Origin of the sequence: Polynucleobacter sp. MWH-Aus1W21 (assembly GCF_018687275.1) — a bacterium.
Taxonomy (GTDB): Bacteria; Pseudomonadota; Gammaproteobacteria; order Burkholderiales; family Burkholderiaceae; genus Polynucleobacter.
This window is the reverse complement of the sequence record NZ_CP061287.1, coordinates 1,463,812-1,488,830: the sequence shown is the minus strand read 5'-3', so window position 1 is coordinate 1,488,830 and position 25,019 is coordinate 1,463,812. Positions and strand designations below refer to the sequence as shown.

26 protein-coding genes are annotated in these 25,019 nt (G+C 43.9%); 23 read left to right on the top strand and 3 right to left on the bottom strand.

Going from position 1 to position 25,019, the window contains the following annotated elements; translation table 11 throughout:
• Positions 1 to 131 precede the first annotated feature (131 nt).
• Positions 132 to 1,202: an ABC transporter ATP-binding protein gene (locus ICW03_RS07615; RefSeq protein ID WP_251374375.1), complete on the bottom strand. Its 1,071-nt coding sequence runs from the start codon at positions 1,200 to 1,202 to the stop codon at positions 132 to 134.
• 68 nt (positions 1,203 to 1,270) lie between these two features.
• Here ICW03_RS07615 and ICW03_RS07610 point away from each other — a divergent pair, with 68 nt between their 5' ends.
• From ICW03_RS07610 to ICW03_RS07565, 10 genes are all read left to right on the top strand, one after another.
• The gene (locus tag ICW03_RS07610; protein WP_215346999.1) at positions 1,271 to 2,839 is read left to right on the top strand and encodes an iron ABC transporter permease; all 1,569 of its coding nucleotides are present in this window, start codon (positions 1,271 to 1,273) and stop codon (positions 2,837 to 2,839) included.
• 176 nt (positions 2,840 to 3,015) lie between these two features.
• Positions 3,016 to 4,062: an extracellular solute-binding protein gene (locus ICW03_RS07605; RefSeq protein ID WP_215346997.1), complete on the top strand. Its 1,047-nt coding sequence runs from the start codon at positions 3,016 to 3,018 to the stop codon at positions 4,060 to 4,062.
• 8 nt (positions 4,063 to 4,070) lie between these two features.
• Positions 4,071 to 4,646 carry an energy transducer TonB gene (locus ICW03_RS07600; RefSeq protein WP_215346995.1) on the top strand — a complete coding sequence of 192 codons (576 nt, stop codon included), beginning with the start codon at positions 4,071 to 4,073 and terminating at the stop codon, positions 4,644 to 4,646.
• A gap of 4 nt (positions 4,647 to 4,650) precedes the next feature.
• Positions 4,651 to 5,073, top strand: coding sequence for a MotA/TolQ/ExbB proton channel family protein (locus ICW03_RS07595; RefSeq protein WP_215346993.1), 423 nt, complete (start codon positions 4,651 to 4,653; stop codon positions 5,071 to 5,073).
• A 307-nt stretch (positions 5,074 to 5,380) separates the two neighbouring features.
• On the top strand, positions 5,381 to 5,716 hold the full coding sequence (locus ICW03_RS07590) for a hypothetical protein (RefSeq protein WP_215346991.1): 336 nt from the start codon (positions 5,381 to 5,383) through the stop codon (positions 5,714 to 5,716).
• A gap of 70 nt (positions 5,717 to 5,786) precedes the next feature.
• Positions 5,787 to 7,070 carry a TolC family protein gene (locus ICW03_RS07585; RefSeq protein ID WP_015421833.1) on the top strand — a complete coding sequence of 428 codons (1,284 nt, stop codon included), beginning with the start codon at positions 5,787 to 5,789 and terminating at the stop codon, positions 7,068 to 7,070.
• 13 nt (positions 7,071 to 7,083) lie between these two features.
• Positions 7,084 to 7,653, top strand: a complete 570-nt coding sequence (locus ICW03_RS07580; RefSeq protein WP_015421832.1) for a hypothetical protein — start codon at positions 7,084 to 7,086, stop codon at positions 7,651 to 7,653.
• Complete coding sequence (locus tag ICW03_RS07575) at positions 7,650 to 8,690, top strand: efflux RND transporter periplasmic adaptor subunit (protein ID WP_015421831.1); 1,041 nt, start codon at positions 7,650 to 7,652, stop codon at positions 8,688 to 8,690. The genes ICW03_RS07580 and ICW03_RS07575 overlap by 4 nt, the downstream gene beginning before the upstream one ends.
• Before the next feature lie 10 nt (positions 8,691 to 8,700).
• Complete coding sequence (locus ICW03_RS07570; RefSeq protein ID WP_015421830.1) at positions 8,701 to 11,823, top strand: efflux RND transporter permease subunit; 3,123 nt, start codon at positions 8,701 to 8,703, stop codon at positions 11,821 to 11,823.
• Between the two features lie 15 nt (positions 11,824 to 11,838).
• A complete protein-coding gene (locus ICW03_RS07565; protein ID WP_015421829.1) occupies positions 11,839 to 12,207 on the top strand; it encodes a hypothetical protein in 369 nt (122 codons plus the stop codon).
• Positions 12,208 to 12,569: 362 nt separating this feature from the next.
• Here the strand turns inward: ICW03_RS07565 and cadR are convergent, their stop codons facing one another.
• Positions 12,570 to 12,968: a Cd(II)/Pb(II)-responsive transcriptional regulator gene (cadR, locus tag ICW03_RS07560; RefSeq protein WP_015421828.1), complete on the bottom strand. Its 399-nt coding sequence runs from the start codon at positions 12,966 to 12,968 to the stop codon at positions 12,570 to 12,572.
• Between the two features lie 98 nt (positions 12,969 to 13,066).
• Between cadR and ICW03_RS07555 the strand changes: the two genes are divergently transcribed.
• Both ICW03_RS07555 and ICW03_RS07550 read left to right on the top strand, forming a co-directional pair.
• Entirely contained in the window at positions 13,067 to 15,247 is a 2,181-nt protein-coding gene (locus ICW03_RS07555) for a heavy metal translocating P-type ATPase (RefSeq protein ID WP_215346990.1), read from the top strand.
• 41 nt (positions 15,248 to 15,288) lie between these two features.
• Positions 15,289 to 15,789: a hypothetical protein gene (locus tag ICW03_RS07550; RefSeq protein WP_215346988.1), complete on the top strand. Its 501-nt coding sequence runs from the start codon at positions 15,289 to 15,291 to the stop codon at positions 15,787 to 15,789.
• Between the two features lie 201 nt (positions 15,790 to 15,990).
• Here the strand turns inward: ICW03_RS07550 and ICW03_RS07545 are convergent, their stop codons facing one another.
• Positions 15,991 to 17,076, bottom strand: coding sequence for a hypothetical protein (locus ICW03_RS07545; protein WP_215346986.1), 1,086 nt, complete (start codon positions 17,074 to 17,076; stop codon positions 15,991 to 15,993).
• Between the two features lie 446 nt (positions 17,077 to 17,522).
• Here ICW03_RS07545 and ICW03_RS07540 point away from each other — a divergent pair, with 446 nt between their 5' ends.
• The 11 genes from ICW03_RS07540 to ICW03_RS07490 all read left to right on the top strand — a co-directional run bounded on the left by ICW03_RS07540 (position 17,523) and on the right by ICW03_RS07490 (position 25,006).
• Positions 17,523 to 17,828, top strand: coding sequence for a hypothetical protein (locus ICW03_RS07540; protein WP_215346984.1), 306 nt, complete (start codon positions 17,523 to 17,525; stop codon positions 17,826 to 17,828).
• 66 nt (positions 17,829 to 17,894) lie between these two features.
• Positions 17,895 to 18,212, top strand: coding sequence for a hypothetical protein (locus tag ICW03_RS07535; RefSeq protein ID WP_215346982.1), 318 nt, complete (start codon positions 17,895 to 17,897; stop codon positions 18,210 to 18,212).
• On the top strand, positions 18,212 to 19,645 hold the full coding sequence (locus tag ICW03_RS07530; protein WP_215350261.1) for a TolC family protein: 1,434 nt from the start codon (positions 18,212 to 18,214) through the stop codon (positions 19,643 to 19,645). Before ICW03_RS07535 ends, ICW03_RS07530 begins: the two co-directional genes overlap by 1 nt.
• A 12-nt stretch (positions 19,646 to 19,657) precedes the next feature.
• Positions 19,658 to 21,070 (top strand): multicopper oxidase family protein, encoded by a 1,413-nt coding sequence (locus ICW03_RS07525; protein WP_215346980.1) that lies wholly within the window; start codon positions 19,658 to 19,660, stop codon positions 21,068 to 21,070.
• A gap of 326 nt (positions 21,071 to 21,396) precedes the next feature.
• The gene (locus ICW03_RS07520; protein WP_215350260.1) at positions 21,397 to 21,903 is read left to right on the top strand and encodes a plastocyanin/azurin family copper-binding protein; all 507 of its coding nucleotides are present in this window, start codon (positions 21,397 to 21,399) and stop codon (positions 21,901 to 21,903) included.
• Positions 21,884 to 22,351: a DUF411 domain-containing protein gene (locus tag ICW03_RS07515; RefSeq protein ID WP_082784133.1), complete on the top strand. Its 468-nt coding sequence runs from the start codon at positions 21,884 to 21,886 to the stop codon at positions 22,349 to 22,351. The genes ICW03_RS07520 and ICW03_RS07515 overlap by 20 nt, the downstream gene beginning before the upstream one ends.
• Before the next feature lie 10 nt (positions 22,352 to 22,361).
• Positions 22,362 to 22,670 carry a copper-binding protein gene (locus ICW03_RS07510; RefSeq protein WP_215346979.1) on the top strand — a complete coding sequence of 103 codons (309 nt, stop codon included), beginning with the start codon at positions 22,362 to 22,364 and terminating at the stop codon, positions 22,668 to 22,670.
• A gap of 2 nt (positions 22,671 to 22,672) precedes the next feature.
• Positions 22,673 to 22,933: a heavy-metal-associated domain-containing protein gene (locus ICW03_RS07505; protein ID WP_215346977.1), complete on the top strand. Its 261-nt coding sequence runs from the start codon at positions 22,673 to 22,675 to the stop codon at positions 22,931 to 22,933.
• Between the two features lie 86 nt (positions 22,934 to 23,019).
• Positions 23,020 to 23,622, top strand: a complete 603-nt coding sequence (locus ICW03_RS07500; RefSeq protein WP_215346975.1) for a LemA family protein — start codon at positions 23,020 to 23,022, stop codon at positions 23,620 to 23,622.
• A 14-nt stretch (positions 23,623 to 23,636) separates the two neighbouring features.
• Positions 23,637 to 24,503 (top strand): YgcG family protein, encoded by an 867-nt coding sequence (locus tag ICW03_RS07495; protein WP_370624968.1) that lies wholly within the window; start codon positions 23,637 to 23,639, stop codon positions 24,501 to 24,503.
• Positions 24,504 to 24,505: 2 nt separating this feature from the next.
• A complete protein-coding gene (locus ICW03_RS07490; RefSeq protein WP_251374374.1) occupies positions 24,506 to 25,006 on the top strand; it encodes a TPM domain-containing protein in 501 nt (166 codons plus the stop codon).
• Positions 25,007 to 25,019 lie beyond the last annotated feature (13 nt).

The window sequence follows — 25,019 nt, the reverse complement described above, 5'->3', positions numbered from 1 at the left end:
GAGTGTCCGGAGAAGTGACAGTGGTTTGTCGGGTTAACCGACACTTGGAATGGCAGCTATCGGCCAGTAGGCGACATAAGAAAAATGTTTTAATTTAATTTGACGTCAAATTCAGATTATTTGACTAAGTATTAGTCTTGGAAGGTGACGATATGATCGATTCCAAGTTGAATACCAATCTTCTCGCCAATCGCGTGATCATGATGGCTGGGAACAAAAGCATATATCTCGGTTCCAGATGAGAGTTTGAGGGTATATAGAAAGTCTGCGCCCCTAAAGGTCTTTCGAACAACTTCGGCCTGCATTGGACTATTGTCATCATGCTGAATGTCATCTGCACGCAGTAGCACATCGATTTCTTTGCCAATATCTTTTGAGTGATCGCGCTCTAGCTCGAGCTCGCCAAGTTCAATCTTAACTTTATTGTTTGACTGGACGATGCCTTTGATAAATACGCCACGACCAATAAAGTCCGCGACATAACGATTCACGGGCTTGTGGTAAAGCTCATATGGGATATCCCATTGAATCACTTGGCCTCCAGACATCACACCTACTTTATCGGCAATCGCAAATGCTTCGTACTGATCATGAGTTACTAATAGGGCGGTAATGTTGTTTGCTTTTAGAATGTCGCGCATCTCACTAGCTAAGCGCTCCCTTAATTCAATATCCAGGCTTGAGAAAGGCTCATCGAGCAGGATCAAATCAGGTTCTGGTGCCATTGCTCTAGCAAGCGCAACTCTTTGTTGTTGTCCGCCACTGAGTTCGTGAGGGTAGGCTTGGGCTTTATCGGAGAGGGATACTCTTTTGAGCCACTCCATCGCAACAGACGATCTTTTCTGGGCTGGAAGGTCTTTTAGGCCAAAGGCAATATTTTGGAGAACAGTTAAATGGGGGAATAGGGCAAAGTCTTGGAAGACCATGCCAACTCTTCTTTGATTGGGTGCTACATGCACCGATTGAGAGCTCACCATCTTATCGCGTAACGCAATTTCACCCGTCTTGAGGGGTTCAAAGCCGCAAATAGCTCTTAGAACCGTGGATTTTCCGCAACCAGATGATCCCAGTAAGCAGCCAATCTCACCTTGAGCGAGATCTAAGTTGAGGTCCTTAACCGCCGTGACACGACCATGGCCATCTCGACTCGGGAAGTCGATTTCCATGTTTTTAATTGATAGTAGAGTGCTGGCGGAGTTCATCCCTATAATTTTCTCATTAATGCTAGTGGTTTAATACATAGCTAGAGTCTAAACGGATTGTCGATTTCATGAATCGTATTGCGGTATCAATTGCCCTGTTCTTATTTTTGCCGCTGTTTGGCTTAGCAGCGCCATTCATATTTCCTGGTCTGGCTGGAAACAGTCTTCCGGCAACCGGGACACTTGCCCACCTTTGGAATTTTGTGCTGGGTAGTTACATTGCATCTACCTTAATGCTCGTTGCAGGCGTAAGTGCAGGGGTATTTTTTCTTGGGGTGGGTAACGCTTGGATTATTGCTAGCTACGATTTTCCAGGGAAGAAAATATTTGAGTGGGCATTAATTCTGCCTCTGGCTGTACCAACTTATGTCATGGCCTATCTTTTTGTTGATCTCTTGCAATTCTCAGGACCGATTCAAACTGCTTTGCGTAATTTTCTGGGTATGGGGTCCCTTTGGTTTTTTCCTGACCCTAGGTCTTTGAGTGGGGCGATCTGGTCTTTTTCATTCTGTTTGTTCCCTTATGTATACCTCATTACTCGCACGGCATTTTTAGAGCGTAGCAGTAGGCTAATTGAGGTTTCTGAGACTCTAGGTTACAGCCCATTACAAGGCTTTATTAAGCTAGTATTGCCAATGGCAAGGCCAGCAATCTTTGCGGGCATGGCTCTGGCTCTAATGGAAGTGCTAGCTGATTTTGGTGCGGTCTCTTACTTTGGGGTGCAAACCTTTGCGACTGGTATTTTCAGGGCTTGGCTATCTTTTGGCGATCGCCTGGCTGCCGTACAGTTGGCCATAGGCTTGCTTAGCTTTATATTGCTAATCTTCTTTATCGAGCAAAGCAGTCGCTCCAAGTTGCGTTATGCATCTTCATCACAAAGCAAGCCAAACGTTAAACATTTGCAAGGTAGATCTTCTCTTTTTGCATTTCTATTTTGCGGGCTAACGTTACTTTTTGGGTTTTTATTGCCAGCCTTCGCTTTGCTGCAGTTACTTTTTAAGCAGGGGCTCAGTGTAGATATTCGTTATTTGAGTTGGCTTGGGAATTCTTTATCAGTCTCAATCGTTACAGCCCTCATATCGGTTGGCCTTGCAGTATTTTTTGCCTACACCGTTAGACTCAAGCCAAGCCTGCGTTGGGTTAATGGTTTGTTGGGGTTTGGATACGCATTACCTGGTGCAGTTTTGGCAATTGGCATTTTGTCTTTTTTGGAAATTTTTCAGTTAGCTTGGTGGATATCCGTCAGCATGTGGGTGTTGGTTTATGCCTATTTGGTGCGTTTTTTATCCTCTAGCTTGCAAAGTATTGAAGCTGGTCTCTTGCGGATAACGCCTTCAATGGATGGGACCGCTGCGTTGTTGGGGTTATCTCAATTTCAAATTCTGAAGAGGGTGCACATACCACTCCTCAATCGTAGTTTGATTACCGCAGGACTATTTGTTTTTGTAGACGTCATGAAAGAACTGCCGGCAACTTTGCTATTACGTCCATTTAATTTTGATACTTTGGCAGTTGCTACCTACCAGTTGGCTGCTGACGAGCGTTTAGCAGAGCTCGGATTGCCGGCTTTAACCATTGTTTTGGCGGGATTAATACCTGTTTTAATCCTCTCCCGAGTCATTTCTCGCGGAGACTGAACTACGTAAAGCCCAGACATTTACTGCTTTATAGGGGGTTTTCTATGTTGGCAGGGCTTCCTTTCATATTTTTACCCCTTTCTTTTGTTTGCCTCCAAATAGTAATGATTCTCATTCTGATGTACACTTTTGAAAATTAACAAAAGTGATTATTTAAATCAAATTAAGGCTTTGATATGAAAAAGATGAATTTTTTGATGTCCGGAATCCTATTTGCTGGGGTTATCAGTAGTCATGTTTTTGCTGCCGACCCAGTAAAAGAGCTCAATCTGTATTCAGCGCGCCATTATCAAACTGATGAAGCTTTGTATAGTGATTTCACTAAAAAGACGGGCATCAAAATTAACCGAATTGAAGCGGATGACAACGGCATTTTGGAGCGTTTAAAAAGCGAAGGCGATAAGAGTCAGGCTGATGTCATTTTGTTGGTTGATGCTGCTCGTTTATGGCGTGCGCAAATGCACAATCTTTTTGCGCCGATTAAATCCAAGTATCTGGAAGAACGAATTCCTTCAAACTTGAGGGCTGCAAGCGAGGCTGGTGGAGTTCCTTGGTATGGTTACTCAACTCGAGCTCGAGTGATTGTCTATAACAAGGCTACCGTTAAAAAATCTGAAGTTGATACATACGAAAAGTTAGCTGATCTAGACAATAAAGGTAGAGTCTGTACCCGTTCAGGGGCTCACCCATACATGCTTTCCCTTGTTGGCGCTCTTATCGAAAGAGATGGTTTGGCTGCAACAGAGACATGGGCTAAAGGAATGGTCGCCAACATGGCACGCAGTCCAAGGGGTGGCGATACGGATCAGATTAACGCTGTTGCCTCAGGTGAATGTGGCGTGGCGCTTACAAATTCATATTACTTTGCGCGCATGATGCAATCAGATAAGCCAAATGATATGAATGCCATTTCTAAAGTAGGCTATGTATGGCCCAACCAAGGATCTGGCGGCGTGCATATCAATATCTCCGGTGGTGGCATGGCTAAAAATGCCCCGCATCCTAAAGAGGCTATGCAGTTTCTAGAGTATCTGGCTACTGACTCGGCGCAAGAATATTTTGCAAATGGTAACAATGAGTGGCCTGCCGTTCCGACGGTTAAGGTTGAAAATTCTGCTCTTAAGGCACTAGGAGCATTTCAGGCTGAAAAAGTATCGGTTACCGCGATTGGCAAGAATCAGATTGCAGCACAAAAATTACTTGATCAAGCTGGGTATAAGTAATTTAAGCCATGTCCTTTGTCTTTAACGAGCTTACCTATAAAAATGCTGGCATTAGCGTGGCCCTGGCTCACGTATTGCTTGCATTACTGGTAGTTTTCTGTGCTTTTAATTTTTCCAGGAAGGCTGAACCGATATTAATGATGGCGCAGATTATTGATCGCGAATCCGTGGCAATTACACCATCAGTTCATGTTCAGCCTAAAGACAAAAAGTTAGATAAGGAAAAAACCACCAAAGATAGTGATCTTGTAAAGGAAAAAACAAGTGAAGCCAAGCAAGATGGCGCTTTAGCGTCAGCCCCAGTTTCAATGCCTAATTCTGATGCCTCTGAGCTGAATAATCCGAAGCCGCCTTATCCGGCAATTAGTAGAAAGCTGCGAGAACAGGGTTTAGTGCTTTTAAGGGCCTGTATTGGCGCCAATGGGTCGTTAGAGAGTTTGGATTTGAAGCAGGGCTCTGGTTATTTGCGTCTTGACCAAGTTGCTTTGCAGACCGTTAAGCAGTGGAGATTTATCCCGGCAAAAAAGGGAAATACCCCAATCCCGATGTGTTACGAATTACCAGTTAAATTTATTTTGGAGTAGTGATATGAATTCAAGTATGAGCCTCTTTCATTTGTGGGTTGATGGCGGATTTGTCATTCAACTGACCGCAATTATTCTGCTTTGCATGTCTGTTGCTTCATGGACGGTAATGGTTGTTAAGGGAAATTTAATTTTCAAATCTAAACAACAGGCTAAGCAGTTACATGATTTTTGGCATAGCCCTGATTTAAATAAGGCACTGGAAGCATTGGAATCAAGTGATCAAAAAATGAATCCCTTTAAGGAATTGGCTCTTGAGGGGCAGAATGCGATGCGTCATCATAGGCATACAGAAAAGCATTTGCATGATTCCTTGGGTTTAAATGATTGGATTACCAGTAGTCTTAGAAATGCAATTGATGATGCAAGAGAAAAATTTGGCTCCGGTTTAATCGTGCTTGCATCTATTGGTTCTACCGCTAATTGATTTGCCCTAACTCTGCCTAACCGTGCCAACCATCTAGGGTGGATACTTGCAATGTCGTTTAAAACGACATTTCTGTTGATGCTCAAGGGTTAGTCCTGAGTATTTTCCATCCTAGTTTGAGCTAAATTAAATTGTCATAGCAAAAACCAAATCAAGATTGCTATCGGCTGGAAGAGACACTAACCACCTTCGGATGTTTTTTAATTGTATGAGCTGCTGATGCACCTCTTTATGTAAGGTTAATCTATTAGGCGTTTGTGGGAAAGCCCATAATGCAAAATACCAAGAAATATGCTGTAATAGAAACATGAGAAAAATCCTGATAATTCTGGCCCTGCTAGCTTTATCTATACAAACATCCTATGCTACGGTTTCTGCTTACTGCCAAGAAGAGCGGGCAGCAGCTTCTCATGTTTCACATCACGAGCATGAGAAGCCAGTCAGCATTGCCTCTGCTAGCGATTCTGCAAGCTACGATTCTGATTGTGGGGTCTGTCATTTGGCGCATTCTCCAGCATTGCATTCCACTTTTAGCATTTCAGTTACCTCTACCATCTTTCATTATGAAGATGCACGAGTAGAGTTTTTAGTCGATATTTCTCCTCACCGCCCCGAAAAACCCAATTGGCTCGCTCTCGCCTAAGTTAGCGAGAGCCTTAACCTAATTCTTCTCCTCTCGCTAACTCTGTTTTGAACAAACAAATGGAGTTTTTATGTTGCGAGAGTATTCGGGCGTAGTTCGTCGCTGCGTCATTCAATTTACTGGATTGGTATTTATATTGGGATCGCCAATAGCGCTGGCTAATGCCGAGCTCAAAGGTGGATCGACCTTAAAGTCCTTCTATGAATCTTCATGGGAGCGCCAACCTGACTACAAGTCCTATCAGTATCGAGTAGAGGCCGCGCTTGCTAAGCAAAAAATTGCTAGCAGCCTTTTGGTAAGCCCAGCTTCGGTTGAAGTGTCGCAAAAGACCGATAGAACTAACAGCAATCAAGGCGCTAGTGAAACCATACTGGGTTTAGATATCCCCCTGTGGTTATGGAATGAGCGGTCAAGCTCAATTAATTTAGCGGATGCTGAATATAAAAAGCTTTTGTCTCAATACTATCTATCCCAATTGAGAATTGCAGCTGAAGTAAGGGATGCCTATTGGAATTACCAGAAATCAAAAATTGAGTCTGATTTAGCGCTACGCAGAAATGAGAATGCAAAGAGCTTAGCTCTTGATGTTGAAAAGAGATTTAAGGCTGGAGACTTATCTCGCGCTGATCTTCATCAGGCCAATGGTGCCCTCGCATCATCAGAAGCTTTTTTGGTCGAAGCGCAGGCCAACGTAATTAATGCTGAGCAAAGGGTGCGTACTTTATTAGGAAGTGAGTATCTCAAGAAAATTCAATTCGGTGACATTGCTAAAAATATTGAACCGCTACCTAAGGTTCCTGAAAACCTGTCAGGACTAGATTCTAGTTTGCCAATCGTTGCAGCCCTTGTAGATCAGTTAGAGGTTGCTAAAAAAGCAGTTGACCTAGCAAAGTCTCAAACTCGGGCTTCCCCACAATTGCAAATATGGACTACTAAGGGCCGTGAAGTCTATGGCGTTCCTTATCAGCAATCAGTTGCTGTTGGGTTAAGAATTCCTTTTGGCTCTGATGCTCGCAATACCAATAGATTGGCCAGTGCTACTGCTGAGATGGTCGATTCAGAGGTTCGATTGTCCTATGAGCGAGAGTCTGCATTAAGTAATGTGGAGTCAAATGTGGCTTTAGTGAAGTCGGCAAAAATGAAGCTTGGCGCTGCAGATAAGAGGTCTAACTTAGCCAATGAAACACGTCAATTTTTTGACAAATCATTTCGCTTTGGTGAAACCGATTTGCCCACAAGACTACGTATTGAGCTAGAAGCAGTGGATGCAAATAGGCAGGCTGCAATTGCAAAAATCAATTACGCAGTTTCAGTTTCAAATTTACGACAGGCCCTTGGCCTGTTACCAGAGTAAGGTCACTTTAACTATGAATTTATTGAACAAATATAGTCAGTGGGCGTCAAAACTATTAATTGCGCTATTTCTGACGATCGCATCGGCAACTTATGCAGGTCCTGGTCATGGGGAGGAAAAACCCACCACTGCACAAACTCAATCACTACCTCGCTTTTATGCTGAATCTGATCTCTATGAGGCGGTAGGAGTGATTAACGGCAAGGAAATCACGCTCTACCTAGATCGCTACTCCTCCAATGAATTGGTCAAAGGAGCCAAGGTTGAAATTGAGCTTGAGGGCTCTAAAATTAGTTCAGAGCCTCATGGCGATGGAGAGTATCTCTTTCGCCTAAAAAATAAAATTAAAGATCAGCCTACTGCGATCACCATCACGATTAATGATGATGTTACCGACATACTAGCAGCCACTATAGATCTAAGTTCCTTTGAGCGCTCCTCATTGATCACTTGGAAATCAGCAATAAAGATCTTGCTTTATTTCAGCCTCTTGATGGCAATTGCCTATTTGTCTTATCGCAAGAAAGAGGTGTTGATGACGAATACAAAAAAACTAATCAAACAAATTAAGGAGCGGGTATGAATCGCAAACAGAGAGATTTTGTATTTCGCCCCATTGTCCTCATTAGTTTATCTGTGGCGCTATTTGCTTTTAAGGTTTATGCTGGGCCGGGTCATGGCGAGTCGGAAGTATCCCAAGTTCAAGGTGACGCCCCTAAAAGACAGTCGGACGGCAGTCTTTTTATTCCCAAGCCTGCGCAACGCCAGTTACACGTGATGACAGCTCCTGGCCAGTTCGGCGAATATGCCAAAACCTATGATTTAGCTGGAAAAGTCATTATGGATCCTAACTTTGGCGGTAAGGTGCAAGCGATTGTTGCTGGCCGTATTACGCCGGGACCAGCTGGTTTTCCATTGCCCGGACAGAAGGTTAGTAAAGGCGATGTCTTGGCGTATGTAACGCCAGAGGCTGGCCCAGGAAAATCAAGATCACTTGCGGAAAGTCGACTAAAGCGTTTGCGAGATCTGAGCGATACGGTCCCTCGTAAGACTATTGAAGAGGCAGAAGCCGCTGTTGCTAATGAAGAATTAAGAGCCCCAGTCAGCGGAATTATTTCTACTACGGGTGTCGTATCTGGCCAAGTAGTGCAAGCAAGAGATCTAATCTTTGAGGTCGTTAATCCATCCAAGCTATTAATAGAAGCGCTTGCCTACGATTCAAGTCTGAGTAAGAACATTGCTGATGGCAAGGTGGATGTCAATGGCAAAGTGATTGAGCTCAAGTATCTTGGTGGTGGACAGACCCTCAGAGAGCAAGCCTTACCTCTAACTTTTTCTGCTAAATCGGACGATCTCCAATTTTTACCCATAGGTCAGCCCATTCGAGTATTTGTAAATACCGATAGCAAGATCACTGGAGTAAAGGCGCCTTCAAAATCATTAGTCAAAAGCAGCTCGAACCAAACAATTGTCTGGATTAAAAAGTCCCCAGAAATATTTGAGCCAAGAACAGTTGTATATGAGCCTTTAGATGGTCAGAGCATTGTTATTACTAGTGGTATTAAAGATGGTGAACGAGTCATTACTGATGGGGCATCCCTCATCAATCAAATTCGTTAAGGATTAAGACATGTTTACTTGGTTATTAGATTTCAGCTTAAAAAATCGCATGATAGTGATTTTGCTCGGTGCTATATCTATGTTCTATGGTGCCTACACCTTAAGCAAGATGCCTGTGGATGTCTTTCCCGATCTGAATAAGCCTACTGTCACCATCATGACCGAGGCTGGCGGAATGGCTTCAGAAGAAGTTGAACAACTCATTACATTCCCACTCGAAACGGCTATGAATGGTTTACCGGGAGTAGAGGCTATTCGCTCAGTATCTAGCGCCGGCCTCTCTTTCATATACGTTACTTTTGACTGGACTGTAGACATCTATCGCGCCAGACAAATGGTTTCAGAAAGACTGTCATCTATGGAGGGAGCAATTCCGGATGGCATTGTTTCGCGCATGGGGCCCATTAGTTCGATCATGGGTGAGATTATGCAAATTGCCATTCCGATTGATGAATCTAAGATTTCATCCATGCAGGTTCGCGAGTATGCTGATTGGGTTTTGCGACCCAGATTGATGGCTATCCCCGGGGTAGCGCAAGTCATTCCTATAGGTGGGCAAGTCAGGCAGTTTCAAGTGCAACCCAATACTCGCCGTATGGCGGAGCTAGGCCTTAGCATATTGCAGATTGAAGATGCATTGCGGGGCTACTCTGCAAATACGTCTGGTGGATTTCTTGAGTCCAATAATCGTGAGTATCTTATTCGTCATATAGGGCGAACCTCTAGCCTTGAAGATTTAAAGAACATTGCCGTATCGAACCGCAATGGACAAACAATACTTTTAAGACAAGTTGCAGATATTACTTTTGCACCAGCAGTTAAGCGAGGCGATGCCGGTTATGAAGGTGGGCCAGCAGTCATTCTAGGTGTACAAAAACAACCTTCAGCAGATACGGTAGCGCTAACAAAAAAGATTGAATCGGCTATTGCAGAATTAAAGCAGGGCTTGCCAACTGGCATGGAAGCTCCTAAAGTAACATTTAGGCAGGCGAGCTTTATTGATGCATCCATTAGCACTTTAGAGGGTAAGCTGATTGGCGCATCAATCTTTGTTGCTGTAGTGCTGTATTTCTTTTTAGGAACAATTCGCCCGGTCCTCATCTCATTAACAGCAATTCCAGTTTCAATTCTCTTAACTGCCCTAGTTTTTAAGTACTTTGGTTTATCAATTAATACGATGACCTTAGGAGGCTTAGCCATTGGAATCGGCGGCCTGGTTGATGATGCAGTAGTTGATGTGGAAAACGTAATTCGTCGCCTTAGAGTAAATCTAGATAAAGCATCTTTAGACCAATTAAGTCCACTAGCGATTGTGAGAGCCGCATCGCTTGAGGTAAGAACCGGAATTATCTATGCTACAGCCATCATCGTTTTGGTATTCATCCCATTATTTGCATTACCAGGTATAGAGGGGCGACTATTTGTGCCTTTGGGTATTGCATTTATAGTCTCTACTCTTGCATCGCTTTTAGTTTCAGTCACTATCACGCCAGTACTCTGCTTTTACTTGCTGCCCTCAATGCAGTCCCTGAGGGATCACGATACAAAGATTGTCACTTGGCTTAAAAGCCATTATGAGGTTCAGTTATCAAGGTTATTGGCGGCGCCTAAAAAGCCTCTGATGTATGCTTTTGCATCCGTCATAGTCGCTGCTGCCAGTGTTCCCTTTATGGCGAGCGCATTTTTACCGCCCTTTAACGAAGGGACTTTACTGATCGGATTGCGTTTAAATCCTGGTGTCTCTCTCTCTGAATCGGCGGGCGTAGCTAGCCAAGCAGAAAAGTTAGTCAGGCAGGTTCCAGAAGTGACTTATGTTGGACGCAGGAGTGGCCGCGCAGAATTGGACGAGCATGCGGAAGGTGTACATGTGAGCGAGTTAGATGTTGGTTTAAAGCCTGCGGGAGATTTAGATCGCTCCATGGCTGAGATACAGGCAGATATCAGGTCAAGATTAGTTAACTTACCCGCTGCAATTGCGATCGGTCAGCCAATCTCACATCGAATAGATCACATGCTTTCAGGAGTGCGATCGCAAATTGCTATTAAGATCTTTGGCGATGATTTGGACGTGCTGCGTAGCCAAGCCGACCTTCTAAGATCGAAATTGGCAGGCATTGAAGGCTTAGTTGATCTAGAAATAGAAAAGCAGGTTTTAGCACCACAAATTAAGGTCCGAATTGATTACGATAAGGCGGCGCAATATGGAGTTTCAACATCTCAGATTATGGCCACCTTGCAGGGCATGGTTGAAGGGGAGAGGCTCTCGCAAATTATTGAGGGTAATCGACGGTTTGCCTTAGTGATCAAGTTACCAGACTCAGCAAGAAATTTAGAAGGGCTTGCTGATATCTTGATTGATACGCCAAATGGAAAAATTCCACTCTCCAAAATTGCTAGCATTGAGGATGGGGATGGCCCAAATCAAATTAGCAGAGACGGCGGTAAGCGAAGAATTGTCTTATCGGCTAATGCCTCCAAGCGTGCCCTGTCAGATATCGTGGCTGATATTAGAACTGTGATCTCTAATCAGACTCTTCCAGAGGGTTACTTTATTACTTTAGATGGTCAATTTAAAGCGCAAGAAGAGGCATCTAAAGTAATTGGTTTGCTATCGATTGGATCATTTCTTTTGATGTTTGCGGTTTTAAATAACCGCTATAAGTCCATGCGCCTATCTTTAATGATTATGTCTAACATTCCCTTAGCTATGGTCGGAGCAGTGATTGGTTTGTGGATTTCAGGCCAGCCACTCTCGATTGCTGCATTAATAGGATTTATCACGCTAGCAGGAATATCTGTGCGTAACGGAATCTTAAAAATTAGCCATTACTTAAATTTGATGCAGTCAGAAGGTGAATCGTTTAGTCTGGCAATGATTATTCGCGGATCAATTGAGCGCTTAAGTCCTGTACTAATGACAGCTTTGGTCACAGCTTTTGCCTTGGCACCATTGTTATTTGAAGCAGAGCGTCCTGGTACAGAGATATTGCATCCAGTAGCAGTTGTTATTTTCTCCGGGCTCATCAGCTCTACCTTATTGGATACCTTTTTAACGCCAGCCATGTTTTGGCTTTACGGGAAAAAAGCATCTGAAATAGCCTTGAGCAATATGAAAACTAACGAAGTATTTTAATTTAAAGGGGTTTATATGAAATCAATGATGGTGATTGCAACCTTGCTAATCAGTTTTATTGGTCCAGCCCATGCTGGAGCCGGCCATGATTTAAAGCCAATGCATGGCGGTGTCATAGTAGAGGCTAAGGACATTGATGTTGAATTGGTTGCAAAGCCTGATAGCCTATCGCTGTATTTGACGGACCACGGTAAACCGATACCTATAGATGGTGGGACCGCAAAGCTGACAGTCTTAATTGGATCAGATAAAAAAGATTATGAGCTACTGCCTAATGGAGGCAAATTGGAAGTGAAAGGTAATTTCGCTATTCCCAAGGGAGCTAAGGCTATAGCAGTTATCAAGATAAAAGCGAAAGTGATTACAGCAGGATTTAATTTATAGCCTAAATCAGCTCAATCTAGTCTGTACTCTGGGTCGCCCTAAATGATCTGGATTAACCTCGCTGAATAGTAAAGACAGCGCCCATCTATAGTTGGTTTTGGGTCGTTATCGGTCCATTGCTAACGGCATCCTACTATGTCGGTTAACCCGACAACCGTCGTGTTTCGAGACGCTCACGGCTAATCAGTGCTTAACATTCCCACTCACAACGACCCAATATTGTCTATTGTTCCCAACGGGCTTAAAAATGTCGAATTGGCTTTAGACAGGGTTCCTTGGGTGTTAACGATTGGTTATTGGTAAATCGGCAAAAGGCCGATGACTGCTTTCGGCTAATAAGAGGCGGTAGTGCCACCTCTTTTTTACTTCACGGGTAGCGATAATTTATTTAAGATCCCGCAATGTGCTGAGTCCTGATTCGCATGACATTGTTTTCTGAGCAGCTTTAATTGTCGCTCAAGTTGGCGTAGCTCATTAATTCGATTGCTTACACCTTCAATATGGGCATCAAGCAATTCATTTACTGCATCACAGTTTTCATCGGGCAAATCTTTTAAGCGAAGTAATTGACGAATTTCACTTAAGGTCATGTCCAGCGAGCGGCAGTGGCGAATAAATGTAAGGCGTTGCAGGTGCTGATCCCCGTAGATTCGGAAGTTACCCTCAGATCGAGCCGGTTTTGCTAACAAACCCTCTTGTTCATAAAACCGAATAGTTTCCACTTGAGTGCTTGTGGCTGTTGCTAGTTCACCAATTCTCATTTGACCTCCAAGTTTTTACATTTTTATTCTAATCCCTTGACTCTATAGTTACTATAGGGTGTTAAATGTTTTATGTCTTCATCATTTAGGTTTCCGCTATGAGCGAATGCAATACCTCCTGTAGTTGTTCAACATCAACCCCTGTGACAAAGGCTTCTGAAATACCGAGCAAGAATAAGGCCATCTATCGCATTGAAAATATGGACTGCCCAACTGAAGAGGCGCTTATTCGCAAAAAGCTAGCGAGTGTAAGCGGCATTGAGTCGCTGGACTTTAACTTAATGCAAAGGATGCTCACGGTTGGTCACAATCTCAACTCACTTGACGCTATCGAGTCCGCTTTGGGTTCAATTGGAATGCAGGCGGTGCTACAAATTGGTGAGACTTCTACAAAGGACAGCTCACTTGAGCCTATGCCTAAAACCAATTGGTGGCCATTGGCTATTGCAGGTATCACTGCAACCTTGGCTGAAATCATGGAATTGCTGCAACTTGGTAATCAGTGGATTGTCATTGCTCTAGTAATCGCCTCAATTGCTTCAGGGGGCCTTACCACTTATAAAAAGGGCTGGATTGCATTAAAGAATGGCAATCTCAATATCAATGCCTTAATGTCAATTGCAGTCACAGGCGCGATGGCGATTGGAAGTTGGCCAGAAGCCGCCATGGTGATGTTCTTATTTACTCTAGCTGAAGTAATTGAAGCCAAGTCATTAGATCGTGCTCGTAATGCGATTCGTGGCTTATTAGACCTCACCCCTGAAACCGCAACCGTTCAGCAAGCCGATGGCTCTTGGGTGCTAACGGATGTAAAGGCTATCGCTTTAGGTGCTTTAGTTCGAGTGCGTCCTGGAGAGCGAATAGCTTTAGACGGCATATTAATAAGTGGTAACTCGGCAGTAAATCAAGCGCCAATCACGGGTGAGAGCCTACCCGTCGATAAGATAGTTGGCGATGAGGTATTTGCAGGAACGATCAATCAGACAGGATCGTTCGAATACAAAGTTACTGCAGAAGCGACTCATTCAACGCTAGCTCGAATTATTCATGCAGTTGAAGCAGCGCAAGGAAGTCGTGCGCCCACCCAGCGTTTTGTTGATCAATTCGCCAAGATCTATACGCCAGCTGTTTTTTTGCTTGCGGTGTTAGTCGCTGTTTTGCCTCCATTGTTAATGGCGCAGTCATGGCAAGAGTGGATCTATAAAGCATTAGTCATGTTAGTGATTGCCTGCCCTTGTGCTTTGGTGATCTCAACACCAGTAACGATTGTGAGTGGCTTAGCAGCCGCTGCAAGAAAAGGCATCTTAATTAAAGGAGGCGCTTTTTTAGAAGCAGGACGGAGCATGAAGGTCTTAGCAGTAGATAAGACAGGGACACTAACCTACGGGAAGCCTGCACAAACGGACTTTTTTGCATTAAGTAGCAATGACAAGCATATTCACGAAATTGCCATCAGTCTTGCGGCACGATCTGATCATCCCGTATCTCTAGCAATTGCCCATGCTAATCAAGAGCAAAAGAATGATTTAAAGACTGTAGATAGCTTTGAGGCGATTCTGGGTCGCGGTGTCAAAGGCGTTATTGAGGGTAATTTGTATTACCTTGGCAATCATCGACTGATTGAAGAATTGGGTTTGTGCTCTGATGATATTGAGAATCGTTTATTACCACTAGAGCAGCAGGGCAAAACGGCCGTATTGCTTACCAACCAAACAGAGGTTTTAGCTATTATTGCGGTGGCCGATACTGTTAGAGAAACAAGCAAGCAGGCTATTGATGAGCTTCACCAATTAGGCGTGACTACCATCATGCTCACTGGTGACAATGAGCACACCGCTAAGGCAATAGGTAAACAGGTGGGTGTCGATGAGATTATGGGTAATTTATTGCCTGAAGATAAGCTCAAAATAATTGACAGTCGCCTAAAAAAGGATCCCAATGTAAAGGTAGGCATGGTTGGAGATGGCATTAATGATGCCCCCGCTTTAGCAAGAGCAAGTATTGGATTTGCGATGGGGGCGGCTGGAACCGATACTGCGATAGAGACTGCTGATGTTGCGCTAATGGATGATGATTTACGCAAGATTGCTACCTTTATTCGGCTATCCAAATCAACCGCTCTAATTCTGACTCAAAACATTGTTCTTGCTCTTGGCATTAAAGCTATTTTCCTTGTGCTTACCTTTACAGGGCAAGCCACGATGTGGATGGCGGTATTTGCGGATATGGGTGCGAGCTTGCTAGTAGTGGCAAATGGATTGCGGTTATTAAGAAGTTAGACAGTAGTCAATATTCAGCATTTAACTCAAGGAGTACTAAGATGAAAAAGCTAGGATGTGTTGCGATTTTAAGTTTGGGTGTTTTATTAAGTGCGCCCGTTTTGGCGCAATCAGCAGGGGCAGGCACTAAAGCCTCACAGACACAACAAAAAAATGTTGATGTAGCGGAGTTTGATAAGCAAGCCGCTCAAATTCAAGAGAACTTTAAAAAGATGCAACAGCAGATGGATCAGATCCGTGCAACTCAAGATCCGCAAGAAAGGCAAAAGCTGATGCAGGCTCACTGGAGCACAATGCAGGGCAACATGAATATGATGCAAGGCATGTGGGGTTCGGGAATGATGGGTTGTTGTGGTGGTAACGGCGGCATGATGGGTGGACACATGATGGGTTGGAATGGTATGGGCCCCTATTACTCTAAATTAACACCTGAGCAGTTAAAGCAACGCCAATACATGATGGATCAATACATGGGTATGCAGCAGAACATGATGAACCAAATGATGCAGCAGAACTATATGTGGATGGATCGGTCAAGGTAGTAACACACTAGGGGGATGAGTTACTGGACTTGTCCTCCAAGGTCTCCCTTGGGTCGATAAGATCCAAATTGATTGAATTCACTCAGATGACTCAAATCGGCCAGAAGTAGTCGCAGTAATTTTAGTGACTGAGCTTATTTGATTGCAATTTCAGAATTAAAGAAGATAGAAATTTAAATTGTGTCTTAAACCTTATCAGTCTTAGTCTACGCCATAAAGAGGTGAGAAGCCGCCTCCCAAGGTTCTTAAATTTGTTGTTTGCCCTTGGTATATGCGACTTACTGAAATGAGTGAATTACCTTCAAAGACATAATCTCTAATATCGACTTTAAGATCAACCTCATTACCATCAATCGTGATGGTTCGTTTGCTTGGTGGAATTACTTTTTGTGCAATATAGCTTTTATCCTTAATTTGACCCCATACGCCTTTAGTTAATTTATCTCCGCGATATACAGCGCGACTCCCATAGCCTTGACTGGGCTTGAAAAAGTAGTCTTTGCGATTTGTCCAAAGAGATTCTTCGTTTTTAGAGGACACTTTTACAGTCTCCGGAATGTGGCTTAGGAGTATTTCTTGTATAGCCAAGTCAACCCCTAGGGAGTCAAGATGTTCCCGATTGCTTAAGATGCAAAGGTTATCTTTATTGGCAAATACTGCATGATTAAAGGGGTTTGGGGTGATGGCTACAAGATCTTGAAGATAAGCGTCTCTAAGCGCTTCGTATGATGAACCTTGAAAATAAAAGTCGGTCGTTCGGTTATAGATTAAGTCAATTTGGACTTCGCCGAAGTAAACCTTTTGATCTTTAATTACGAGACCATCTGGAGAGGTGATGATTGTCGTGATTCCATGCTTTTGAAACAGGGCTTGGAAGAGTTGAAACTCAGGATATAAGAATTGTTCAGTTGGACTCTCATCAACGATTGCAATCGTCTTTAATTGCGCAGAAGGATCCCTATTGAAGGATCTCCACTCCCGGGTAAACATATCCAGAAAAGTCTCATAAATTTCATTGGGCATATTTCTTGCTCCCAAGCGTCTCTCTACTGGCTCACAGCAATTTATCGATGCCCCAATTTCAAGGGCAGAAATCATAGCGCCGCCTGCATTGGTATTGATTTCAATTAATTGCGGGCCATTTACCCCTAGGTGAAAATCAAATCCATAAAAAACACCACTTGTACTTTGTTGATGTCTAGCAATGGATGGAGCTTGCTCAAGAACTAATTTTTGAAATAAAGGCATTTCGCAAACTTTATAGACCGCTTTTACTAATGCTTTCATCTGATCTAAGGCGGCTTGGTCAATAAATACTCCGCTACTTGAGAGCATCGAGCCTATCTTTGTAGCAGTTGAATCAGCAAGGTCCAGATCACTAATAAGGCGATGAACCTCAATATCTAGTTTCTGTTTGTCTACGCTGATGCAGTTGCACTGGGCATTGAGTTTGGCGGCTTTATCTGACATGGATTTCGAATCTACTATCTTTTTGGTGGGGGGTGGTGGGGGTTCTTGTAGCACTTTACGATAAACACCCATTTACAAACCAAATGGATTATTCACATCTTCTTGAATTTATAGCCTCAATAGCCCAGTAAGTTAATACCTAGACTCAAAATGTGAAGAGTAAGGCCGACAAAGCTCTAAATTCAGTGTAATATTAAACAATGCGGAAAGTATGCGTTTTCTTATGTTTAAGTTTTTTTATTAGCCTGATTCATGCGGCTAGCATGCCCGTATTCGTTTCCGATCAACACCATGCGCACCAGTCCCAAGCTGCGACTCATGCTGATAATGCTGACTCTCATATGCAGCATAAGCAATGTAACGATTGCACTTCATCGATAGAAAAGTCGGCAAAGAAAGTGGCTACAAAGTGCCATACCGCTTCTCAGTGCTGCGTTGGTATTGCTGATTTAACAGTTTCATCCTCCGTAGTTGCTCCTTTGCAGTATGCGGACAATCTACTGCCTTACGCTCCTACTTTGGCACTCGGCCAATCGCTAGGTAGCATTTACAAACCCCCTCGGATTTAAATTTCCTCAGTAGTAAGTAGATTTTGGCGACAAGTCTTGTCGCTACGTTTGTCTATTGGAGAAATTATGAGCATATTTAAATGCATGTGGGGCAATGGAATGTTTCTATTGGCGCTCACATTACTAGGTAGTCCAGTTGCATCGGCGCAAGATGCGGCGGTAAATGGTTCTTCGGCAAAGTTTATTGCCGAGTCGCTGCAGTACACGTCAGTATTTAAAAATTATCAGCCTTATTCGGAAGAGGAGATCATTCCTTGGAGGCAGGCTAACGCTACCGTCCAAAAGATCGGCGGATGGAAAGTGTATGCAAAAGAAGCTGCTCAGGCTGATGTGGCGCCAACAAGCGAAGAGCACTCGAAAAATCATCACGAGGGAGTTAAATGATGATGACCATGCCTTTCAATAAACGATACAAAATAGTATCAATCTTATTTGCGAGTGCTCTTACTGGATGCGCTAGCGTCAATATTGACGAGGCCTTACAAAAAACGAATCTAGATTCGAGTAAATTTACTAATGGCCAGGTTGTTTTAGCAAAATCGTCAGATGAGCGTGATGTTCTTCAGGGTAGAGCTCAGGAGCTGCTGGCTAAGAATTTAAATCAAAGCGATGCTGTTCAGCTTGCCTTGATTAATAGTCCAGCCGTTCAAGCACTTATTGCCCAGAATTGGTCTGAAGCAGCGTCTGCTGCCCAAGCAGGCAGAATGTCTAATCCTTATTTTGCTTTTGAGCGAATGGTTACTAGTCCAGAGATCGAATTTAATCGCTGGTTTGTATTTGGATTATTAGATCTGATTACTTTGCCACAGCGCAAAGGAATAGCTGATAAGCGAATTGAACAAGCTCAATTGCGTTTAACGACCGAAATCATTGATCAGGTTACTTTGGTTCGCCAAGCCTGGGTTCGTGCAGTTGCAGCAGAGCAATCCCTTAAATATGCCGATCAAGTTTTTCGAAGTGCAGAAGCAAGTGCTGAGTTAGCAAGGCGCATGGAGGCGGTAGGTAATCTCAATAAGATTACTCGTGCAAGGCAGCAGGCTTTTTATGCAGATTCGGCCACGCAGTTTGCTAATGCACAACAGACTTCAGTAAGCCGTAGGGAGGAGCTTGTTCGTGCTCTTGGGCTAAGTGAAGCTCAGGCAAAAGAACTGAAATTGCCCGATCGTTTACCTGATCTGCCTAAGCAACCACCAAACACCGAATTTATTGCGCAGCAAGCCGGTGTAGAGCGGCTAGATATACGCTTGGCTACAGCAACTTTAGAGGCAGCAGCGAAGGCCCAGGGGCTTAACAACATCACCAGTTTTACCGATATTGAGCTGGGCTTTAATCGCGGCACTAAATTTGATTCAGCATCTGGTGAGAGCACCCCAAAGCAGGGTTATGAAATCTCAATTCGACTACCAATTTTCGATTGGGGGAATATGAGTAGGGACGCCATGAATGCCCAAACTTTGGCTGCATTTAATCGGCTAGAGGGCGTTACTCGAAATGCTAGTTCCAATTTGAGGGAGACTTATTCGGCCTATCGAACTGCATACGATATATCCCAACACTATCGAAAAGAAGTAATACCTGTACGCAAAGCCATTGCTGAAGAAAGTCAGCTTCGCTATAACGGCATGATTATTGGTGTCTTTGAGTTGATTGCCGACTCAAGAGATCAGGTCTCTGCAGTAATTGCAGCGATTAATGCTCAGCAACAATTTTGGTTAACAGATGCTGCTTTGCAGTCCTCCTTAATTGGCAGACCAACAATACTCCAGGTGCCTAGCGTTACTGGGGCGGGGATGTTAGCAAACCCTGCCGGACATTGATAAGGAAAAATAATGAGTTCAAGAAGAGATTTTTTTAAATACGCCGGTATTGCTGGTGGTGCTGTTGCGGTTGCAGCAGTTGGCCGCTATGCCTTATCTGGCGCCCCAGAAATAGTGACGCAGGTAAACGCTAATACGATGCCACCATTGACCCCTAGTACAGGTCGCCCATACAACCCAGTTGTTACCTTAAATGGCTGGACATTGCCCTGGAGAATGAATGAAGGCGTTAAAGAGTTTCATTTAGTCGCTGAGCCAGTAGTGCGAGAAATGACTTCTGGATTTAAGGCGCATTTATGGGGTTACAACGGTCAAAGCCCTGGGCCAACAATCGAAGTGGTGGAAGGCGACCGAGTCCGGATATTTGTTACCAATCGGTTACCAGAGCAGACTTCAGTACATTGGCATGGCCAAAGATTACCAAATGGTATGGATGGTGTAACAGGCTTAACTCAAAAAGGTATTCCACCCGGAAAAACCTTCATGTATGAGTTTGTTGCTCGCCGCCCGGGAACATTTATGTACCATCCCCATGCCGATGAAATGACACAGATGGCAATGGGAATGATGGGTATGTGGATTACGCATCCTAAAGATCAAAATCCACTTATTGATGATGTTAATAGGGACTTTTGTTTTTTATTGAGCTCATATGACATTGATCCTGGTAGTTACACACCAAAAGTAGCCACGATGGTTGACTTCAATATATGGAGCTGGAATAGCCGCGTTTTTCCTGGCATAGATTCTTTGAATGTCGCCCTAAATGACAAGGTCCGAATCAGAGTAGGAAACTTAACAATGACCAATCATCCAATTCATCTTCATGGGCATGAGTTTTCGGTCACAGGCACTGATGGAGGCCCTGTTCCAAAAACTGCTCGTTGGCCTGAGGTAACCACTGACGTGGCTGTTGGGCAGATGCGGCAAATTGAATTTCTTGCAGATGAAGAGGGTGACTGGGCGATCCATTGCCATAAGAGCCACCACACCATGAATGCAATGGGGCATAACCTCCCCACCATGATTGGCGTTGATCATCGGGGGGTTGGCAAGAAGATCAACAGTCTGATACCTGACTATATGGTGATGGGTGAAAGGGGTATGGGTGATATGTCTGAAATGGAAATGCCTATTCCCGATAACACGGCTCGCATGATGACGGGTATGGGTCCTTTTGGGTCGGTAGAGATGGGCGGTATGTTTAGCGTATTAAAAGTACGTAAGGATCAAAAGCCTGGCGATTATGCAGATCCGGGTTGGTATAAGCATCCGGCTGGTACGGTGGCAGAGGCTTACAAAGGCGCATTACCTGCAGCTCCAACGCAACTAAATACTGCAAAACCTATGCAATCAACAAGACCAAGCTCTACAAAAGAAATCGAAGTGCAAGTAAGAAAGCCCAATGGGCATTCTGGACATTAATAATTAAGGAAAACAAAATGAAAAATATTCAATTTACATTGGCAGCAATTGCGATGGCAGCATCTAGTTTGGTGTTTGCGCAAGGTGCAACACAACCTGGCGGTATGGGGATGATGAATCAAGGGGCCATGAACCAAGATCCAATGGCAGCGATGTGTCAAAAAATGCATCCTGAAATGAGTCCTGATCAATGTAAGGCGATGCACGAGAATATGGCAAAAATGACTCCTGAACAAAGGGTGGCAATGTGCCAACAAATGCATCCTGAGATGAGTGCTAGTCAATGTAAGGCGATGCATGACAAGATGCAGGGATCAGGCGCAGGCATGGGGGCTATGGGTGGCATGGGCGCAATGTCTCATGACCATGGCGCTAGTGGTGGTCATGATCATGCCAGCGAAAATTCTAGTGTTGGACAGCCGGGTATTGCAGCCAAAGTAAATCGAACAATTAGAGTTCGCATGACAGACAACATGAGATTTAATCCTAGCAGTATTCAAGTCAAGCAAGGCGAAACTATCCACTTTGTAGTCAAGAATCTGGGTAAAACAAAACATGAAATGGTGCTTGGTACAGATCAAGAGCTACAAGAGCACTATAAGCAGATGATGAAGTTTCCAGAAATGGAGCATGCCGAGCCAAACATGGTTACCTTAGGCGCTGGTCAAACAGGTGAAATTATTTGGCAATTTACGAAATCTGGAAAAGTGCAATTTGCATGCCTACAACCAGGCCATTACGATGCGGGAATGAAGGGATCAATTTCGGTAGCTGGACCTAAATCTGTTTCACCAGCACAGAAAGGGGACGGCCATGGCTCCCATCAACATTAATTTAACAAGAAGGGCTATAGCAATGGGATTGGTGCTAGTGCCGTTTGCATCCAGTGCTGTCAGTGAAAAACCATTGATCACAGTATGGAAGAGTCCAACTTGTGGCTGTTGCAAGGATTGGATTTCGTATGTGGAGAAAAATGGCTTTGCTACTAAAGTGATCAGCGATGGTAATGACCAGATTAGAAAGAAGATGGGCATGCCCATTCAGTTTGGGTCTTGCCATACCGCAGTCATTGATGGTTATGCAATCGAAGGCCATGTCCCGGCGAGGGAAATTAAGCGTTTATTGGCCGAGAAGCCCAATGCTGTAGGGATTGCTGTACCAGCGATGCCCATAGGCTCTCCAGGAATGGATGGTCCTGAGTATGGATCTAGAAAAGATCCTTATGACGTTTTATTGATCTCTAAAAATGGTCAATCCCAAATTTATCAATCTTATCGATAGGAATTAAATTATGAACAATCTAAAAAAATATTTGAGTGTTATTTTTCTACTATCAGGAGTAATCTTGACTCATATAGTAAGCGCCCAATCTACTGGTGCATATACGGCTGGTCAGGTACGCAAAGTTGATTTGGAGCAAGGCAAAGTCACCATTCGTCACGAGGAAATCAAGAATTTAGATATGCCCCCAATGACCATGATTTTTAACGTGAAAAACAAAGCCCTTTTAAATGGTCTTAAGTCTGGAGACCAAGTGGAATTTGTGGCATCAAGCGAAGGTGGAAAGCTATATGTCGTCGAATTAAAAAAGGGAGAATGAAAATGAGTCAAATTTATTTAAATGTCGCCGGTATGACTTGTGGATCTTGCGTTAACCACGTTACCAAGGCACTTGAATCTTTAGATGGCGTATCCAATATCCATGTCGACTTGCAAAAAGGAAAAGTGCATTTAGATAGGGTGAGCTGGAAGACCGATGATTTGATTCATGCGCTAAATCAGGAGGGTTATCCATCTTCTTTGGACCTTGATGGCAGCGTTCAGGCGCCACAGAAAAAATCTGGTGGTTGCTGTTGTGGTTAACACTCTCTTTAATTCCCAATTTTTAGACATCCAAAAAGGTAACTGTTCTTAAAGACTCAAACTTCAATTAAGTAAAGGAGTAACAAATGCGTAAATATCTTATCGGTCTGTTGGCAATAGCAGCGGTATTGTTATCAGGTTGTGGGTATAACCAAATTCAGTCCCAAGATGAGCAGGTAACTTCTAGCTGGTCTGAGGTATTGAATCAATATCAGCGTAGAGCGGATCTGATTCCTAATCTAGTAAGCACGGTCAAAGGCGAAGCTAAGTTTGAGCAAGATACCCTGACCAAAGTGGTAGAGGCTAGATCTAAAGCTACCTCAATTCAAGCTACTCCTGATTTGGTAAATAATCCAGAAGCTTTCCAGAAATTCCAGCAAGCGCAAGGGCAGCTCACTTCGGCTTTATCCAGGTTATTGGTCGTTACAGAAAGCTACCCGAGCTTACGAACAAATCAAGGGTTTAGAGATTTGCAAGCGCAACTAGAGGGTACTGAAAATCGCATTACAGTTGCTCGTAATCGGTACATTAAATCTGTACAGGAGTACAACGTCACGATTCGTTCATTCCCATCGAATTTAACAGCAATGGTGTTTGGTTATAAGGCCAAGGCAAACTTTACTGTTGAGAATGAAAAGGAATTAGCGACCCCTCCTAGCGTTTCATTTGATACTCCTGCGGCGAAATAATTGGAGCAACTTTCGTGACCCGCATCTTCTGGCTGCCTAAATGCCTATTCGCCTTGCTAACGCTTTTGGCGCTGCTCTGCTGGCCTCAGTTTTCTGTGGCGCAGCAGACGGTGCCAGCTTTATCAGGGCGGGTCATTGATCAAACAGGTACTCTTACACCCAGTCAGATTGGCTCTCTAGATCAAACCTTAAGCAATTTTGAGGCTAAAAAGGGTAGTCAGATTGTGGTGTTAATGGTGCAATCTACAGCCCCTGAAGCTATTGAGCAATATGCTATTCGCGTAGCTGAGCAATGGAAGATTGGACGGAAAAAAGTAGATGATGGTGCGATTCTGATTATTGCTAAAGCGGATAGAGCCCTTCGGATTGAGGTGGGTTACGGCCTTGAAGGAGTATTAACTGATGCAACTAGCAAGCGAATCATCGACCAAATCATTGTGCCCCGATTCAAACAGCAGGATTTTTATGGCGGCATTACGGATGGCGTAAACGCTGTGATTAGCGTGGTTGATGGTGAGGCGTTACCAGCGCCAAACCCAACTAATACAGAAATGCGTGACCCCGGGGATATTCGTTCGTTTTTACCAATCATTTTTATTGTGGCTTTAGTGCTTGGTGGAATCTTACGATCGATGCTCGGCAGGTTGCCTGGATCCCTCGTTACCGGAGGATTTGTAGCTCTTATCGCCTGGTTTATGTTCGGTGCGTTTTCTATGGCCTTAATCGCCGGTGTTGTGGCATTGGTCGTTGCTCTATCCGGAATGGGGTTGGGTAGACATGGCTTTGGTGGCTATAGCAGTGGAGGAGTTCATGGTGGCGGGGGTGGATTTAGTGGTGGCGGTGGCGGCTTTGGTGGCGGTGGCTCCTCGGGGAGATGGTGAGCATGAATATGAATCGATTAATAAAACATCTCTGGTCTCATAGTCGCAAGGTAGGGAAATGCTTTTCCAAGGAAGATCTTGCCGCAATAACAAATGCGATTCGAGATAGTGAGGCTCAACATTCGGGTCAAATCTGTTTTGCCGTGGAAGGTGCCCTGGATACGCTTGCCTTGTTAAAAGACTTAAGCCCTAGAGATCGTGCAATTGAAGTCTTTACCAATCTCAGAGTTTGGGATACCGAGCACAATAATGGGGTGCTCATTTATATTTTATTAGCCGATCATGCTGTAGAGATAATTGCCGATAGAGGCATTCATTCAAATGCGGATGCCAGTGCGTGGGATGTTATTTGTCATGAGATCGAATCCAAATTTGCGCTCAATGAATATCAGGCTGGCATTTTGTCTGGAATTGAAATGGTGAGTCAACTATTGCAAAGTCAATTCCCGGGGAAATCATCTTCAGATAATGAAATCCCAGATACGCCAGTTTTAATGAATTAGGTAAACAAGGATT

Bases quoted from the DNA above. Each gene is read 5' to 3' on its own strand.
- ICW03_RS07610 (WP_215346999.1), top strand. From the start codon at position 1,271: ATGAATCGTATTGCGGTATCAATTGCCCTGTTCTTATTTTTGCCGCTG.
- ICW03_RS07530 (WP_215350261.1), top strand. From the start codon at position 18,212: ATGATGACCATGCCTTTCAATAAACGATACAAAATAGTATCAATCTTA.
- ICW03_RS07575 (WP_015421831.1), top strand. From the start codon at position 7,650: ATGAATCGCAAACAGAGAGATTTTGTATTTCGCCCCATTGTCCTCATT.
- ICW03_RS07580 (WP_015421832.1), top strand. From the start codon at position 7,084: ATGAATTTATTGAACAAATATAGTCAGTGGGCGTCAAAACTATTAATT.
- ICW03_RS07600 (WP_215346995.1), top strand. From the start codon at position 4,071: ATGTCCTTTGTCTTTAACGAGCTTACCTATAAAAATGCTGGCATTAGC.
- ICW03_RS07555 (WP_215346990.1), top strand. From the start codon at position 13,067: ATGAGCGAATGCAATACCTCCTGTAGTTGTTCAACATCAACCCCTGTG.
- ICW03_RS07585 (WP_015421833.1), top strand. From the start codon at position 5,787: ATGTTGCGAGAGTATTCGGGCGTAGTTCGTCGCTGCGTCATTCAATTT.
- ICW03_RS07525 (WP_215346980.1), top strand. From the start codon at position 19,658: ATGAGTTCAAGAAGAGATTTTTTTAAATACGCCGGTATTGCTGGTGGT.
- ICW03_RS07605 (WP_215346997.1), top strand. From the start codon at position 3,016: ATGAAAAAGATGAATTTTTTGATGTCCGGAATCCTATTTGCTGGGGTT.
- ICW03_RS07590 (WP_215346991.1), top strand. From the start codon at position 5,381: ATGAGAAAAATCCTGATAATTCTGGCCCTGCTAGCTTTATCTATACAA.
- ICW03_RS07565 (WP_015421829.1), top strand. From the start codon at position 11,839: ATGAAATCAATGATGGTGATTGCAACCTTGCTAATCAGTTTTATTGGT.
- ICW03_RS07570 (WP_015421830.1), top strand. From the start codon at position 8,701: ATGTTTACTTGGTTATTAGATTTCAGCTTAAAAAATCGCATGATAGTG.
- ICW03_RS07500 (WP_215346975.1), top strand. From the start codon at position 23,020: ATGCGTAAATATCTTATCGGTCTGTTGGCAATAGCAGCGGTATTGTTA.
- ICW03_RS07490 (WP_251374374.1), top strand. From the start codon at position 24,506: ATGAATATGAATCGATTAATAAAACATCTCTGGTCTCATAGTCGCAAG.
- ICW03_RS07595 (WP_215346993.1), top strand. From the start codon at position 4,651: ATGAATTCAAGTATGAGCCTCTTTCATTTGTGGGTTGATGGCGGATTT.
- ICW03_RS07535 (WP_215346982.1), top strand. From the start codon at position 17,895: ATGAGCATATTTAAATGCATGTGGGGCAATGGAATGTTTCTATTGGCG.
- ICW03_RS07505 (WP_215346977.1), top strand. From the start codon at position 22,673: ATGAGTCAAATTTATTTAAATGTCGCCGGTATGACTTGTGGATCTTGC.
- ICW03_RS07615 (WP_251374375.1), bottom strand. From the start codon at position 1,202: ATGAACTCCGCCAGCACTCTACTATCAATTAAAAACATGGAAATCGAC.
- ICW03_RS07510 (WP_215346979.1), top strand. From the start codon at position 22,362: ATGAACAATCTAAAAAAATATTTGAGTGTTATTTTTCTACTATCAGGA.
- ICW03_RS07545 (WP_215346986.1), bottom strand. From the start codon at position 17,076: ATGAAAGCATTAGTAAAAGCGGTCTATAAAGTTTGCGAAATGCCTTTA.
- ICW03_RS07515 (WP_082784133.1), top strand. From the start codon at position 21,884: ATGGCTCCCATCAACATTAATTTAACAAGAAGGGCTATAGCAATGGGA.
- cadR (WP_015421828.1), bottom strand. From the start codon at position 12,968: ATGAGAATTGGTGAACTAGCAACAGCCACAAGCACTCAAGTGGAAACT.
- ICW03_RS07520 (WP_215350260.1), top strand. From the start codon at position 21,397: ATGGGGGCTATGGGTGGCATGGGCGCAATGTCTCATGACCATGGCGCT.
- ICW03_RS07540 (WP_215346984.1), top strand. From the start codon at position 17,523: ATGCCCGTATTCGTTTCCGATCAACACCATGCGCACCAGTCCCAAGCT.
- ICW03_RS07550 (WP_215346988.1), top strand. From the start codon at position 15,289: ATGAAAAAGCTAGGATGTGTTGCGATTTTAAGTTTGGGTGTTTTATTA.